At 69.6% G+C, this 14,546-nt stretch carries 13 protein-coding genes; 10 read left to right on the top strand and 3 right to left on the bottom strand.

Translation table 11 applies throughout. The features are described from left to right. The first annotated feature begins 410 nt into the window (after positions 1 to 410). The 3 genes from Acor_RS27675 to Acor_RS27665 are packed head-to-tail and all read left to right on the top strand — an operon-like array spanning position 411 to position 2,019. Positions 411 to 842: a hypothetical protein gene (locus Acor_RS27675; protein WP_155339691.1), complete on the top strand. Its 432-nt coding sequence runs from the start codon at positions 411 to 413 to the stop codon at positions 840 to 842. Then, positions 836 to 1,069 (top strand): helix-turn-helix transcriptional regulator, encoded by a 234-nt coding sequence (locus Acor_RS27670; RefSeq protein WP_155339690.1) that lies wholly within the window; start codon positions 836 to 838, stop codon positions 1,067 to 1,069. The genes Acor_RS27675 and Acor_RS27670 overlap by 7 nt, the downstream gene beginning before the upstream one ends. After that, positions 1,066 to 2,019, top strand: a complete 954-nt coding sequence (locus tag Acor_RS27665; protein WP_155339689.1) for an NAD(P)-dependent alcohol dehydrogenase — start codon at positions 1,066 to 1,068, stop codon at positions 2,017 to 2,019. The genes Acor_RS27670 and Acor_RS27665 overlap by 4 nt, the downstream gene beginning before the upstream one ends. A gap of 142 nt (positions 2,020 to 2,161) precedes the next feature. Here the strand turns inward: Acor_RS27665 and Acor_RS27660 are convergent, their stop codons facing one another. After that, positions 2,162 to 2,506 (bottom strand): DUF1801 domain-containing protein, encoded by a 345-nt coding sequence (locus tag Acor_RS27660; protein ID WP_155339688.1) that lies wholly within the window; start codon positions 2,504 to 2,506, stop codon positions 2,162 to 2,164. 163 nt (positions 2,507 to 2,669) lie between these two features. Here Acor_RS27660 and Acor_RS27655 point away from each other — a divergent pair, with 163 nt between their 5' ends. The 6 genes from Acor_RS27655 (at position 2,670) to Acor_RS27630 (ending at position 12,119) form a co-directional block, all read left to right on the top strand. Beyond that, the gene (locus Acor_RS27655) at positions 2,670 to 3,146 is read left to right on the top strand and encodes a hypothetical protein (RefSeq protein WP_155339687.1); all 477 of its coding nucleotides are present in this window, start codon (positions 2,670 to 2,672) and stop codon (positions 3,144 to 3,146) included. 89 nt (positions 3,147 to 3,235) lie between these two features. Next, complete coding sequence (locus Acor_RS27650) at positions 3,236 to 3,724, top strand: GNAT family N-acetyltransferase (RefSeq protein ID WP_155339686.1); 489 nt, start codon at positions 3,236 to 3,238, stop codon at positions 3,722 to 3,724. Between the two features lie 214 nt (positions 3,725 to 3,938). Beyond that, complete coding sequence (locus tag Acor_RS27645) at positions 3,939 to 6,002, top strand: cellulase family glycosylhydrolase (RefSeq protein WP_155339685.1); 2,064 nt, start codon at positions 3,939 to 3,941, stop codon at positions 6,000 to 6,002. A gap of 232 nt (positions 6,003 to 6,234) precedes the next feature. After that, positions 6,235 to 7,722 (top strand): condensation domain-containing protein, encoded by a 1,488-nt coding sequence (locus tag Acor_RS27640; protein ID WP_155339684.1) that lies wholly within the window; start codon positions 6,235 to 6,237, stop codon positions 7,720 to 7,722. Between the two features lie 5 nt (positions 7,723 to 7,727). Continuing rightward, positions 7,728 to 8,984, top strand: coding sequence for a condensation domain-containing protein (locus Acor_RS27635; protein ID WP_155339683.1), 1,257 nt, complete (start codon positions 7,728 to 7,730; stop codon positions 8,982 to 8,984). A 27-nt stretch (positions 8,985 to 9,011) separates the two neighbouring features. Beyond that, positions 9,012 to 12,119 (top strand): non-ribosomal peptide synthetase, encoded by a 3,108-nt coding sequence (locus tag Acor_RS27630; protein WP_155339682.1) that lies wholly within the window; start codon positions 9,012 to 9,014, stop codon positions 12,117 to 12,119. A 27-nt stretch (positions 12,120 to 12,146) separates the two neighbouring features. On the opposite strand, the gene Acor_RS27625 is transcribed toward Acor_RS27630, so the two are convergent. Both Acor_RS27625 and Acor_RS27620 read right to left on the bottom strand, forming a co-directional pair. Continuing rightward, on the bottom strand, positions 12,147 to 13,064 hold the full coding sequence (locus tag Acor_RS27625; RefSeq protein ID WP_218034520.1) for a glycosyltransferase: 918 nt from the start codon (positions 13,062 to 13,064) through the stop codon (positions 12,147 to 12,149). A 106-nt stretch (positions 13,065 to 13,170) separates the two neighbouring features. Continuing rightward, complete coding sequence (locus Acor_RS27620) at positions 13,171 to 13,701, bottom strand: YbhB/YbcL family Raf kinase inhibitor-like protein (RefSeq protein ID WP_170317110.1); 531 nt, start codon at positions 13,699 to 13,701, stop codon at positions 13,171 to 13,173. Between the two features lie 466 nt (positions 13,702 to 14,167). Between Acor_RS27620 and Acor_RS27615 the strand changes: the two genes are divergently transcribed. Further along, entirely contained in the window at positions 14,168 to 14,527 is a 360-nt protein-coding gene (locus Acor_RS27615; protein WP_155339679.1) for a YciI family protein, read from the top strand. Positions 14,528 to 14,546 lie beyond the last annotated feature (19 nt).

Below are 14,546 nucleotides of genomic sequence, written 5' to 3'. Positions count from 1 at the left end.
CACCCGCCGACGCGCTCGATTGCGCCTGCACCGTTCATCTCGCAGACCCAGCCGATCACGTTTAGTGACGCACTGAACCCTTCAAGGATCTCCGCGGCGCTGCACTAGCCCTCGCCAGGAGATACCGAAGCGAGCCATTCGGTTTCGGAGGGTAGGGCAACGTGTACTCGTTACCTTTCGTGCGGAACACGAACCTTCTCCTCTACGGGCTTGCGTTGTCGATTCTCGGGCTCGTCGGCTGTGGCGGTGCCGAGACAGCACCCGAACCTCCGCCTCAACCGTCGGCCGTCAAGACATCGCCCGAACGTCCGCCATGGCGTCGCCGACCATGTATGTAAATAAACTTTGACACAGTGTCTAGGGTGCTTTACATTGGTTGATGTCAGCTTTATTTTACATGGGGAGCGGGCATGGCCTTAGAGGAAAAGCGCGCCTGGGTGCTGATCGTGGTCTCCCTCGGCGCATACACGATCTACGTGGTGACCATCCTGGGCCGGGCCGGTGACGGCCCGCTCGCCGACGTCGCCTACGCGGGAGCTCTGCTGTGGACCATCGGTGGCGCCATCGTCGCCGCGATCGTGGCCCACATCGCGATGGCCATCGCGGGCGGCCACGGCGCCGACCGCACTGACGAGCGCGACCGTGAGATCAACCAGGTCACTGAGCGCATCGGGCAGTCGTTCGTCGTCATCGGCGCGCTCGCCGCACTGGTCATGGCCATCGCCGAGCTGCGCCACTTCTGGATCGCCAACGCCGTCTACCTGGCGTTCGTGCTGTCCTCGGTGCTCAGCTCGTTTGCCAAGATCGTGGCGTACCGCAGGGGCGGCTTCCAGACGTGGTGAAGCCGACACAGGTCACCAACGCGATCCGGGCTCTGCGGTTCGCGCACGACGAGATGACCCAGGCCGAGCTGGCCGACCGGATCGGCGTCACCCGCCAGACCATCATCGCGATCGAACAGGGTCGCTACTCCCCCTCGCTGGAGATGGCGTTCCGCATCGCCCGGGTGTTCAGGGTCGGACTCGACGACGTCTTCCAGTACCCCGGCACCGAAGGAGACCCCTTATGAGGGCGATCGTCCAGGACGAGTACGGCCCGCCGCACGTGCTGAGCCTCGGCGAGGTCCCGATCCCGACGCCCGGCGCCGACGATGTGCTGATCCGGGTGCACGCAGCCGGCGTCGACTACGGCGTGTGGCACGTCATGACCGGGCTGCCGCTCATCGCCCGCCTCGGCTTCGGCCTGCGCCGGCCCCGCAACCGCGTGCCGGGCATGGACGTGGCCGGCGTCGTGGAGTCCGTCGGCGCCAACGTGACCGCGTTTCGCCCCGGCGACGAGGTGTACGGCGAGGCGACCGGCGCGTACGCGCAGTTCGCGCTCGCCCGCCCGGGCAAGCTCGCCCGCAAGCCCGCCAACCTGAGCTTCACCGAAGCGGCGGCCGTACCCGTGTCAGGGGTGACCGCGTTACGGGCCGTCGGCCAGGTCACCGCCGGCGAGAAGGTGCTGGTCATCGGCGCCGGCGGCGGAGTGGGCAGCTTCGCGACGCAACGCGCGGTCGCCGGCGGCGCGCACGTCACCGCCGTGTGCAGCACAGCCAAGGCCGACCTCGTCCGGTCGCTGGGCGCCCAGGCCGTCATCGACTACACGCGCGAGCCGCTCACCGGGACGTACGACCTGATCGTCGACATCGCGGGCATCCGGCCGCTGGCCCTGCTGCGCGGGCTGCTCGCCGAGCGCGGCCGGCTCGTCATCGTCGGCGGCGAGGGCGGCGGTCGGTGGTTCGGCGGGCTCGGCCGCCTGCTGGCCGTCCGGCTGATCACCCCGTTCACGCGCCAGCGCCTGGACGCGCTGCTCTCGCTGACCCGCACCGCCGACCTGGACGCGCTGCGCGACCTCATCGAGGCCGGGGCCGTGCGACCGGCCGTCGGGCGCACGTACTCCCTGGCGGAGGCCTCCACCGCGGTGGGTGACCTGGCGGCGGGCAACGCGCCCGGAAAGCTCGTCATCACGGTTGATTAACCCCGGGGCGCCGGGAACGCACCGGTTGATACATGTACGACTACGCCAACAGCGCCTCCCCAGCATGGAACGCCCCGACGAACTGAACCCGGTGCCGGCGCATCACCCGCTCAGATCGTGCCCGTGCTTCACCCAGCCGCGATCACAGAGTGGCCGAGGTCTTTTCCAGGATGACTGCGAGCTCCCTGTAGTCGACTTCCTGCTCTTCTTTGATGTCGACGGTTTTGCGATCGCCGTTGCCCATCGCCCGGATGAATCCGGGCACCGCGGGAATGTCCGTCGCATTGAACACCATGAACGAGACCTTGGCCTTGGCGACCGCGACCACCGCCGCGTAGTGCCCGTTCTTGAGATAGTGCGGCTTGCCGTACTGAAAGCGTTCCTCGACGGTGGGAACGGTTTCCATGATCATCGCACGCAGCTTCTCGCAAACGGCGATCTGCCAGGGCTTCTTGCCGTTTATATATTGCGTCACTTCGTCGTTCACGTCATCCCCATGCGTCCGTGGACTTCCAATATATGGCTCCGCGAACCGGGGCCGCCCAGCTGGCAGATCTAGGCTCTCTCGCCCGAGCCATGCCGGTTAAGATCATTTCATGTCCCGCGCGAGGAGATCGACAGCGAGGGCCGAACCTTCTTCCCGGGCACGCGTGCGAATCGCCTTGTACGCGGTCGTGGTCCTTTGCAGCACGCTCGCCGGTTTCGCGCTGCTGGCACACGTCCTGGTCCCCAGGTGCTTGTTCGGTCAGGTCGTCAGGCGGGAGGTGCCGGTGCCGCCCGCCTCGGCCGGGCCGCGGGAGGTGGTGGGCGGCTACATCGAGGCCGTACTCGGCAAGGACGAGAGAACCGTGCGTGCCGTCTTGGTACCGGAGACCGATTTCGACAACGAGTTCACTAATTCGATCTATCCGTTCCAGGGCTGGATCTCGGCGAGCGGCCTCAGTATCGGCGAGCCGCGCACATCGACGATTGACTGCCCGGATGGGGTGAGGTGCCAGCGGATGACGGTCGTCATGGATCTCTGTGCGGTCGACAACGGGTCGTACCCCGACGGTGCCTTCGCTCAGAGTTTCGGGGTGCGGTATGTGAAGGACCGGTGGCTGGTGAGCGGGTTCGGGAGCGGCTGACCCTCGCTTTGGTGAACGAGGACGACGGCAGGACGCAGACGCCGGGAAATCGTTCGCGTCCCCGGCGGCCGCCTCGGCATACTGAGCGGATGCTGATCAGGGAAGCCGCCGTGGACGACTGGCCGGCCATCTGGCCGTTCTTCCGCGAGATCGTCGCCGCTGGTGAGACCTTCACCTATCCGCTCGATCTCGGACAGGAGGAGGGTCGCGGCTGGTGGCTGCTGTCGGCCCCGAACCGTACGGTCGTCGCGGTCGACGACGACGGTGTGATCCTCGGCACCGCGAAGATGAACAACAATCAGATGGGCAACGGCTCGCACGTCGCGAGCGCCAGTTACATGGTCGATCCTGCGCATTCCGGACGCGGTGTGGGCCGCGCGCTGTGCGAGTACACGATCGAGTGGGCCCGCGCGGCGGGTTTCCGCTCGATGCAGTTCAACGCGGTCGTGGAGACGAACGAGACGGCGGTGCGGTTGTACCGGCGGCTCGGATTCAAGGTGCTCGGCACCGTGCCGGAGGGCTTCCGGCACCCGGTGAAGGGCTACGTCGGACTGCACATCATGTACTGCGCTCTTTGACGGATTGGCGTCCGGACGCACAGTGAGCACTGAGGGCTGGCCTCCGACCTAGCGCGCCATTCACTCTTCGGGTAGCCGAGGGCGATGAACGATTCACGGGACGAGGAGCGTTTGCCGACGAAAATCCTTCGATCGGTGTGACCGCCTATACATCCCCCCGGCACAGGCGAACCCTGGGAGCGCTCCCACTTTCGAGCTCGCAGAGGAACCCCTGATGAGGACGATGAAACGGCTCCGCCAATGGCGGCGCACAGCGGTCGGGACCGCGGCGGTGTTACTCGCCGCGGCCGGTCTCATGGCCACCTCCACGGCGGCCGAGGCCGCGGTGGCCTGCTCCGTGACCTACACCAAGGCCTGGGACAACGGCAGCGGATTCGGCGCCAACGTCGCGATCACCAACCTCGGCGACCCGGTCAGCCCGTGGACGCTGCGCTACGCGTTCCCCGGCAACCAGCAGGTCAGCAACGGCTGGGGCGGCACCTGGTCGCAGTCCGGTCAGAACGTCACCGTGACCGCCCCCTCGTACGCCCCCAGCCTGGGCACCGGAGCGTCGACCACCATCGGGTTCAACGGCACCTACAGCGGGACGAACACCAGCCCCGCCAGCTTCTCGATCAACAACGTGGCCTGCACCGGCAGCTCCCCACCCCCCAACACGCCGCCCACGGTCTCCCTCACCGCGCCCGCCAGCGGGCAGACCTTCACCGCCCCCGCGACCATCGGCCTGGCGGCGACCGCGAGCGACTCCAACGGTTCCGTCACCAGCGTCGCGTTCCTCAACGGCGGCACCGTGCTCGGCACCGACACCACCTCGCCGTACACCTTCAGCTGGGCCAATGTCCCCGCCGGCAGCTACTCGCTGACCGCCAGGGCGACCGACAACGCGGGCGCGACCACGACCTCCGCGGCGGTCGGCGTCACCGTGGGCACCATCGTCGCCGACCCGCTCGTGCTGGTCAGCCCGGCGACCGTCAACGTGCCGGAAGGCGGCACCGCGACCATGTCCGTACGGCTCTCGCTGGCCCCAACCGCCAACACCACCGTGACCACCACACGGGTCAGCGGCGACACCGACCTCACGGTCACCTCCGGCGGCACGCTCACCTTCACCGCCGCCAGCTGGAACGCGCCGCAGAACGTCACGATCGCCGCCGCCGAGGACGCCGACACCACCAACGGCACGGCGACCTTCGGCTCGGTCTCGCCCAACTACCTGCCGGGCACATTCACCGCGACCGAACTCGACAACGACGGCGCCACCGGCGCCGCCCCGGCCCTGCACGTCTCCGGCAACCGCATCGTGACCAGCGGCGGCGCGACGTACCGCCTGCTCGGCGTCAACCGGTCCGGCGGCGAGTTCGCCTGCATCCAGGGCAACGGCATCTGGGACGGCCCGATGGACCAGGCCTCCATCACCGCGATGCGGACCTGGAAGATCCGGGTCGTCCGGGTGCCGCTGAACGAGCAGTGCTGGCTGGGCGTCGCGCCCGTGCAGGCGCAGTTCGGCGGGACCACGTACCAGAACGCGGTCAAGGCGTACGTGAACCTGCTGATCGCCAACGGCATCACCCCGATCCTGGAGATGCACTGGAGTTACGGCCAGTACACCGGCAACTCCTCCGCCTGCTCCGACGTCAACGCGACCTGCCAGAAGCCCATGCCGGACGCCCAGTACGCCCCGTCGTTCTGGACCGGCGTGGCCAACGCCTTCAAGGGCAACGACGCGGTGATCCTGGACCTGTTCAACGAGCCGTACCCGGAGCGGGCCACCGGCAGCGCGGCCACCGGCTGGGCCTGCTGGAAGAACGGCGGCACCTGCCCGGGCATCTCCTACCAGGTGGCCGGCTTCCAGTCGCTGGTCAGCACGGTACGGGCGACCGGCGCGACCAACATCATCATGATCGGCGGCCTGGCGTACTCCAACGACCTGACCCAGTGGCTGGCCAACAAGCCGGCCGACCCGCTGAACAATCTGGCGGCGTTCGCGCACATCTACAACTTCAACAGCTGCGCCAGCACGGCCTGCTACGACAGCCAGCTCGCCCCGGTCGCCGCCCAGGTGCCGCTGGCCCTCACCGAGATCGGTCAGAACGACTGCGCCCACGGCTTCATCGACACCCTGATGACCTGGGCGGACGCCCACGGCGTCGGCTACCTCGGCTGGACCTGGAACACCTGGCCGTGCACCAGCGGCCCGGCCCTGATCACCGACTACAACGGCACGGCCACGGCCTTCGGCCAGGGCCTGAAGACCCGCCTGGCCACCGTGTCCAACTGATCGCCACCTGGTGGCCACCGCTACGCGCGGCGGTGGCCACCCTAATGAACGACATTTGTCGCCATCGTCCCCTTTCTCGATCCGGCAACCTCACTCGACCCTGAGACAACCTTGACGATGGAGATCCCGGATCCTAACCTCTTGCCGTGGGAGCGTTCCCACGGCACGAGGGCGCAGGTGTTCTCGAAGCTCTGGTTCGGGCGATCCCCTCCCGTCCCGATGGAGGTTATGGATGCCCCGGAACCCCGCCTCACCTTTACAGCGGGGCATGTGGATCAACGAGCTGGCCGGATCCGGCACCGCCTACCAGATGCCGCTGGCGATCACTTTCGAGGGACCGCTCGATGTTCCCGCGCTGCTCGCCGCATGCAGGGCCGTACTGGACCGGCATGAGCTGCTCGGCGCCGCGTTCCAGGAGGACGACGGCGAGCTGCTGATCGTCCGGGCGGACGTCCCGCCGACCGTGACGCACGGCCCGGAGCAGCCGCTGGAGTTCGACGTCCGCTGGGGGCCGCTCGCCCGGTTCACCCTGACGGAGACCGGGCCGGACCGGCACCGCCTGCTGTTCGTCGCCCACCACCTGGTCTTCGACGGCATGTCGAAGGACATCCTGGTCCGGGATCTCGCCGATCTGTACGCCGGACGCCCGTCGTCTCCCGCCGCCCCGCCGTACGGCGAAGTGATCAGCGCGGAACGCGAGCGGGTCGAGCAGGCGCTCGGCGCGGCCGAGACCTTCTGGAAGGCCCGCTGGCACGACCGGTTCGAGGTCTTCACGCCGGGCGGGGAGACCATCGCGTCCCGGCGTCCCGGGCCGGGCGCGAGCGTGCCGGCGCTGACCGGCCTCCCCGACCCCGGCGACCTGGGCGTGACCACGTTCGAGCAGGTCCTGGCCGCGCTGCACGCGGTTCTGCACCGGTACGGCGCCGCCGAGCCGATCGTCTCGGTGGACCTGTCCACCCGCGGCCCGGACACCGCGGAGACGGTGGGCCTGCTGGTCAACGAGCTGCCCGTGGTCGTGCGACCCGTGCCGGGCGGCACCTTCCGCGAGCTCGCCCACCAGGTCCGCGAGGAGCTGCGCGCCGTCTACGCCTTCCGCGAGGTGCCGCTGGCGCGGGCGGTCGGCGGCCTGTCGCCGCGCGGCGCGCTCACCCCGGTCTCGGTGAGTTACCGGCGGCGCGGGCCCGACCCCGGCTTCCCCGGCCTGACGGTCGACGTGGACTACGCGATGTTCAACGGCGGCGCGCGCGGCGCGCTGCACCTGCAGGCCGTCGAAGGGCCGGGCACGCTCGACGCCTGGCTCCGCTACGACCCGAGGGTGCTCACCGGCGAGGACGCGGCGCTGGTCGCGGCCGACCTGCGGGCGGTGCTCGGCCAGCCGCCGGACACCCCCGTGTCGGAGCTCATCCTGCCGTCCTCGACGGCCCGCACCAGTCAGGTGCAGCAGGCGGGGCCCGCCGCCGTCGCCGCGACCGCGCCCCCGGAGATCGTCGAAGCCGTGACCAGGATCTGGTGCGACGTGCTCCGCCTCAAGCACGTCGGCCCGGACGAGGATCTGTTCGACCTGGGCGGCCACTCGATCTCGATCATCAGCATCATCGCCAGGATCAGCAAGCAGTATGACGTGGAGGTGCCCATGGACGTGTTCTTCGACAACCCGACCGTAGTGGGCGTGGCCGACGCCGTCGCCGTCGCCCAAGCCTCGATTCACTCGGTGGCCTGACCCGTATGCACGCCACGTTCGACACCGGCCAGGGCGAGTGGACCGGCCCGCTCGCCTGGGGCCAGCGCTCCATCTGGGAGGCGATCCGGCAGGTCGGCCCGGCCGGGGACCGGTACTTCAACTTCAGCAGGGTGGTGCCGGTTCCGCGCGGTGCTCCGGCCGCGGACGTGGCCACGGTGGTGGCGGCGCTCGGCGTCGTGGTGGCCCGGCATGACTCGCTACGCACGCGGGTACGGCAGGGCGCGGACGGCACGCCGTACCAGGTCGTGGCGGGTGACGGCGCGATACCGATCGAGATCGTCGAATCGGCCGCCGAGGAGGAGCGCCTGGTCGGGGTGCGGTTCGAGTTCAGCTCGGACTGGCCGCTCCGGGTGGCCCTGGTGGTGTCGGACGGCCGGGTGCGCGAAGTGGTGCTGGTCTTCGGCCACGTCGCCGCGGACGGGTACGCGGCCGATCTGGTCGTCAGGGACCTGCGCCTGACCCTGCTGCGCGGCGCCCCGCCCGGTGAGCCTGAGCAGCTTCGCGAGCTGGTCGGCGCGCAGTCGGGGCAGGACGTGTCCCGCAGCGAACGCGCCATGGAGTTCTGGGCGGCGCAGTCCCTCGGCGGGCCGCTGCTCGACCGGCGGCGCGAACCCTCGGAAGGACCGCGCTACCAGCGGGCGGTGCTCTTCTCCCCCGCCATGGACCGGGCCTCGCGGGTGCTGGCGCAGCGTTACGGCGTCAACGGGTCCACCATCCTGCTGGTGGCCGCCTGCGTGCTGGCGGGCCGGGCCGCCGGGCGGCCGAGGTCGGCGATGACGCCGCTGGTCAACAATCGTTTCCTGGCCAGGCACAGCGAGGTGGTGACCTCGCTCGCCCAGCTGGGCCTGCTCGTGGTCGACTCCGGCCTGACCGGCTTCAACGAGGTGATGGCGGGGGCGAGGGCCGCCACGCTGCGCGCGTACCGGCATGCCTACTACGACCAGGCGGCGCTCAACGCGCGGCTCGCCGGAGCCGACCCGCTGTGCTGCTTCAACGATCAGCGGGCGGCGGAGACCACCGGGGTGCCGGTGCCGGGCGGGGCCGAGCCGGGCGAGACCGTGGTGGAGAAGGAGAGCGGCCTGGATGAGCTCAACTGCCGGTTCTGCGTGCACGTGACCGGGAATCCGGGAGAGCTCAGGGTCATGGCCACCGCCGACACCCACTACCTCGGGGCCGGTGATCTGGAGACCCTGCTCCGCGAGATGGAGTCGCTCGTCGTGGCGGGCGCGGCAGCCGGCTAGACGTACGTTCAAGAAGGAGATCCGCCGATGTCCACGGACGCGCCCGCCGAGGTCAATCGGCTCCCGCTCTCCGCCGACCAGGAACGCCTCTGGTTCCTGCACCAGGTCGACCCCGCCGACCCGACCTTCCATCTCTCCCACACCGCCAGGCTCATCGGCCAGCTCGACGAGCCGGCGCTGGCCCGAGCGGTGGCGGAGATCGTCGCCCGGCACGAAGCGCTGCGCGCCAGGTTCCCGGTCGTGGACGGCGCTCCGGTGCAGGTCATCGACCCGCCCGGGAGCTTCGAGCTGGAGGTGCTCAGCGGCGAGGAACCGGTGCACGCGCTGGCCGCGCGGCCGTTCGACCTGGCTGGGGACCGGCTGCTCCGGGTCACCCTGATCAGGACCGGCCCGGAGGAGCACGTCCTGTCGGTGGTCGTGCATCACATCGTCGCTGACGGGCGCTCGATCGGCATCCTCCTGGGCGAACTGGCCGCCCTGTACTCCGCGTTCTGCAAGGGCGAGCCAGGACCGCTGCCGCCGTTGCCGGCGCGGTGGTCGGATTTCGTCCGCGCGGAAAGCGCGGAAGCCGCCGACGCGGAGGCGCTGGCGTACTGGCGGGACCAGCTGGCCGGCGCCCCGCCGCTGCGGTTGCCGACCGACCGTCCCCGGCCGGCCGTCGCGAGCGCCGACAGCGCCCTCGTCCGGCGCATCCTGCGCGGGCCGCTCGTGGCGCGCTTCTCGGCGGTCGCCGCCGCGGCGCGGTGCACGCCGTTCATGGCGCTCATGACCGCCTACCAGGCACTGCTGGCCGCGAAGAGCGGCCAGCACGACTTCTGCGTCGGCTTCCCGACGGCGGGCAGGGACGGCGGGGAAGACGACGAGCTGATCGGCTACTTCGCCAGCGTCTCGGCGCTGCGCGCGGATCTGTCCGGCGACCCGACGTTCCGGGAGCTGATGCACCGGACCAGGGCCCGGCTGCTGGCCGGCCGCCGGCACCGGAAGCTGCCCCTCGAAGGGCTGCTCACCGCGCTGGACATCGAACGCGACCTCAGCCGCCCGCCGTTGTTCCAGACCACGTTCGGGATGACCTACGACGCGAGCGACCAGGCCATCCGGCTGGCCGGGCTGCAGACCGACTGGCTCGAAGTCGGCTTCACCCACTCGCCGTACGAGGTGAAGCTCGACCTGTTCGAGCACGGCGGCGAGTGGCTGATGATGCTCGTCTACAACCGCGACCTGTTCGACGCGGACACCATCGAGCGCTTCGCCCGCGACTACGAAGCCCTGCTGTCCCGCGTCGCCGACGATCCGCTGGTACGGCTGTCGCAGCTCACGGCACCGTCCGGCGGCGAACGCGACCGGTTGATCCACGACTGGAATCGGGTGGCACCACCCGCGCGAGCCTTGTTCCCCGACCTCTTCCTGGAACAGGTCGGGCTCCGGCCGGACGCGATCGCGGTGAGCTGCGGGCCGGAGCGGCTGAGCTACGCCGCCCTCGACCGCCGCGCCGACGAACTGGCCGCCCGCCTGGACGTACGGCCCGGGGAGTGTGTGGCGGTGTGTCTCCCCCGGTCGGTGGAGGCGCTGGTGGCGCTGCTGGCCGTGCAGCGGACCGGCGCCGCGTACGTGCCGCTCGATCCGGCCTACCCGGCCGCGCGGCTGGAGTTCGTGCTGGCCGACTGCGGGGCCACCCTGGTGCTCGCGAGCCGCGAGACCGCCGCCGTCCTGCCCGCCCATAACGTGCGAACTGTACTGGTGGACGAACCGGCGAGCGCGCCGGAGTTCCGCCGGGTCCGGGTGCGCGGCGAGGACACCGCGTACGTGCTCTACACGTCCGGATCGACCGGCCGCCCCAAGGGCGTCGCGGTGCCGCATTCCGCGCTCGGCAACCTGCTCGCCGCGATGGCCGACCTGGTCGGTGCGACACCGCAGGACGTTTGGCTGGCGCTCACCTCCCTGTCGTTCGACATCTCCGCCCTGGAGCTCTACCTGCCGCTGGCCACCGGCGGCCGGGTGGAGATCGCCGACGCCGGCACCGCCGCCGACGCGTTCCGGCAGGTCCGGCTGATCCGGGAGGCCGGGGTCACGCACGTCCAGGCCACCCCGTCCGGCTGGCGTGTGCTGCTGGAGGGCGGGATCGGCGATCCGGCGCTGACCGCCCTGGTCGGCGGAGAGGCCCTCGGCGGCGAACTGGCGGGCCGGCTGCGGGCCGCCGTCGGCCGGCTGTTCAACGTGTACGGCCCGACCGAGACCACGATCTGGTCGACCGCCTGGCCGGTCCCTGCCGTCCCTGGCGAGGTGCGCATCGGCGGTCCGATCAGGGGAACCCAGGTGTACGTCGTCGGCGATCACCTCGAACTGGTCCGCCAGGGCGTGCCCGGCGAACTGGTCATCGGCGGCGCGGGAGTGGCGCACGGCTACCTGGCGCGGCCCGCCCTGACGGCCGAGCGATTCGTCCCCGATCCGTACGGCCCGCCCGGTGGCCGCCTGTACCGCACCGGAGACCGGGTGCGCTGGCGGGAGGACGGCCTGGAGTTCCTCGGCCGCGGCGACGGCCAGATCAAGCTGCGCGGCCACCGGATCGAGCTGGGCGAGGTGGAGTCGGCCTGCGAGTCCGTGCCCGGCGTGGTAGCGGCGGTCGCCGCCGTACACGAGGAGAATCTGGTCGCCTACCTCGTGGGGGACGCGGACCCGGACGACGTGCGCGCGGAGCTGGCCGGGCGCCTGCCCGCCTACCTGGTGCCCGCCTGGTTCATCCGGCTTCCCGCGCTGCCGCTGACCCCCAACGGCAAACTCGACCGGCGGGCGCTCCCGGCCCCGCACGCCCCCGAGACGAGGTTCGTCGCCCCGAGCGGGGACGCCGAGGAACTGGTCGCCCACATCTGGTGCGAGCTGCTCGGCCTGGAGCGGGTCAGCGCGGCGGACGACTTCTTCCGGCTCGGCGGGCACTCCCTGCTCGCCGTGCGGGTCGGCGCCCGGCTGTGGGCGACGACGGGGGTGGAGATCCCGATCCTCACCATATTCACCCGTCGCACGGTGGCCGGACTCGCCGCGGAACTGGAGGAGCGGCTGATGTCGGAACTATCGGAACTGTCCGAAGAGGAGGCCGAACGCCTCCTCAACCGCCCTAATAATTCTTCTGAAAAATCCTGAATTCGCCGTCCGTGGCTGAAAGTTTCATCACCGTGGCGCCGACTGCGCCGCCAGATAGTCGGCGCACCGCGGCAGCCCGCGCTCCCGGATCACGTCGTTGAGCGTGAAAAAGTCGAGATTCCCGTCGGCGTCCCCCACCGACAGCAGCAGCTCGATGATCGGCGTCTTGTACTTCTCCGCCATGTACTTGTAGTTCTCCGTCACCTGGACGAGATTGTCGTCGAAGTCCTTCTCGTGCGGGCAGTGCACGGCCGCGGCCTGCCGGTTCAGCACGAAGCGGGCGCCGTCCCGGTGCAGGCGGTAGCCGAGGTCGATGTCCTCGGCCCCCCAGCGCCGGAACTCCTCGTCGAACATCCCGACCGCGCGCAGCTGCTCGGTGCGGGCCGACACGTTGCAGGTCCAGAAGTTCAGCCAGGGGGCGGGCAGTGCGTCGATGTCGTCGCCGTACTTGCCGTAGAAGGTCTCGCGCACGTCCAGCCACAGCTTCCTGGCCTTCAGCTTCGCGATGGTGACGTCGGGATCGTCGTAGTCGATCACCTGGTTCATCAGCCTGGCGAAGTCGTTGTTCACGTGGAAGCAGTAGACGTACCCGCAGACGGCGAGCGGGACGTCGGAGCTCTCGTGGCTGCCGAGATGCGCCCGCAGCAGGTCGGAGTGGGCGAGCACCCCGCAGTCCAGCAGGACGCACACCTCACCCTCGGCGTTGGCGATGCCCAGGTTGCGGGCCTTCGCGACCTGGAAACCGTCACGCTCCTGGAAGAAGTAGCGCAGGTTGAGACTCCCCCGGAACGTCTCCACCATCTCGGCGGTGGCGTCGTCGGAACCGTCATCGGCGACCAGCACCTCGAACTGCTCCTTCGGCAGGCTCTGCCAGACGAGCGAGTTGAGCGTGTGCCGGAGCAATTCCACCCGGTTGTACGTCGGAATCACCACACTGCACTTCAACGAGCCATTCCCTTCCGCGGTCCCGTCTCCCCCGCCGGAATTCTGCACCAGAACTGATCAAGGCGGAACCCCGGGCCCGGTCCTGGGCGTTCGCCCGGCCCGCGAGTCAGTTCTTCCAGGTGCCGACGGTCTCGCCCGAGGTGATCGCCGCCTCCTTGAGCTGCTCGTGTACCGCTTTCGCGCTGCCATTCGGCGTGATCGGGCTCCGCAGGGCGTACACGATGAATTGATAGCGGTGCGCGTCGCCGGACGGGCAAGGGCCCGCATAGGCGGCCTTGCTGTTGGTGCCCGGCAGCACCTGGCCAGGGGGCTGGCCCTCGCTCGCACTCGTCGCGGAGACCGGGATGCCGGTAACCATCCAGTGAATGTACGACCCGCCGCGCGCGTCGGAATCGTTCACCACGATCGCCAGCTCACTCGCGGAGTCCGGCACACCGCTCCAGGTCAGCGGGGGCGAGACGTCCTGACCCTCCTGCTTGGCACACACGTACTTCTGCGGGATCGCGGCGCCTTCGGCGAACGCCGGACTGCTCACCTTCAGAGCATCCGTGGCCGCGCCGCCCTCAGCCGAGCACCCCGGCAGAACGTTCGCCAGAAACAGCACACCGCCGACAACACCAAGCTTGCCGATCTTCATGCGGACAGGATAAGCGGCTGGATATGTAATGGCGATGCCAGATATCGGCCCAACGTGATCTTCTGGCGGTGTCCCGATGGCGTGCCGGTAAGGGCGATCAACGCCGGGGAACCACGGGCAATCGCGGCGATGCTGTGCGGCCTCGGACATGCTCCCCACCACTTCACGCGATCAGGGGCCGAAGCTTCCCGACGACGCCATCCACGAGTCACTCGCTACCATCGCTGCTGCCTACCGAAACTCCGACCCGTACCCATCTTCGGAACGAACGGTAGCCACCGATCCGCGCTTGAGTCACGCGGTCGGCCAGGGGCTGCCGCAACAGAGGGACGCCCCGGATCCCCCGCCGCCTGGTAGTCCGTTGGCCGCCGGAAATTCGGCGAGAAACTCGGCGGGACCTGTCGAGGATCGGTGGCGGCCGTTCGTCACACGGATGACGTATCCCTTCCAACCACGAGGAGCAACGATGAAGTACGCGATGCTGATCTGCGGCGACGACCGTGAGTGGGCCGCGCTGTCCCCGGCCGACGAGCAGGACGTGATGAAGCAGGTCTACGCGTGGTTCGAGCGGTGGCAGCCGACTGGCAAGATCGCCGACGGCGGGGCCGAGTTGCAGCCCCGGGACACGGCGAAGACGGTGCGCGCCGGCGCGAACGGAGAGCCGGTGATCACCGACGGGCCGTACCTGGAGCTGAAGGAGGTCATCGGCGCGATCGTCATGCTGGAGTGCGACGACATCGACGAGGCCGCGCGGATCGCGGCCACCTGGCCGCTCGCCGCCGGGATGAGCGCGCTGGAGGTCCGTCCGGTGATGAGCCACGAATAGCGGTGACGCTGGGCGCCGG

It is taken from the genome of Acrocarpospora corrugata, from assembly GCF_009687845.1.
GTDB lineage: Bacteria > Actinomycetota > Actinomycetes > Streptosporangiales > Streptosporangiaceae > Acrocarpospora > Acrocarpospora corrugata.
The sequence above is the reverse complement of the archived record's forward strand: the minus strand, read 5'-3'. Positions and strand labels throughout refer to the sequence as shown.

What these genes read in the sequence shown, in the direction of transcription:
- Acor_RS27635 (WP_155339683.1), top strand. Translation starts at nt 7,728, where the DNA reads ATGCACGCCACGTTCGACACCGGCCAGGGCGAGTGGACCGGCCCGCTC.
- Acor_RS27650 (WP_155339686.1), top strand. Translation starts at nt 3,236, where the DNA reads ATGCTGATCAGGGAAGCCGCCGTGGACGACTGGCCGGCCATCTGGCCG.
- Acor_RS27630 (WP_155339682.1), top strand. Translation starts at nt 9,012, where the DNA reads ATGTCCACGGACGCGCCCGCCGAGGTCAATCGGCTCCCGCTCTCCGCC.
- Acor_RS27665 (WP_155339689.1), top strand. Translation starts at nt 1,066, where the DNA reads ATGAGGGCGATCGTCCAGGACGAGTACGGCCCGCCGCACGTGCTGAGC.
- Acor_RS27615 (WP_155339679.1), top strand. Translation starts at nt 14,168, where the DNA reads ATGAAGTACGCGATGCTGATCTGCGGCGACGACCGTGAGTGGGCCGCG.
- Acor_RS27645 (WP_155339685.1), top strand. Translation starts at nt 3,939, where the DNA reads ATGAGGACGATGAAACGGCTCCGCCAATGGCGGCGCACAGCGGTCGGG.
- Acor_RS27640 (WP_155339684.1), top strand. Translation starts at nt 6,235, where the DNA reads ATGCCCCGGAACCCCGCCTCACCTTTACAGCGGGGCATGTGGATCAAC.
- Acor_RS27675 (WP_155339691.1), top strand. Translation starts at nt 411, where the DNA reads ATGGCCTTAGAGGAAAAGCGCGCCTGGGTGCTGATCGTGGTCTCCCTC.
- Acor_RS27620 (WP_170317110.1), bottom strand. Translation starts at nt 13,701, where the DNA reads ATGAAGATCGGCAAGCTTGGTGTTGTCGGCGGTGTGCTGTTTCTGGCG.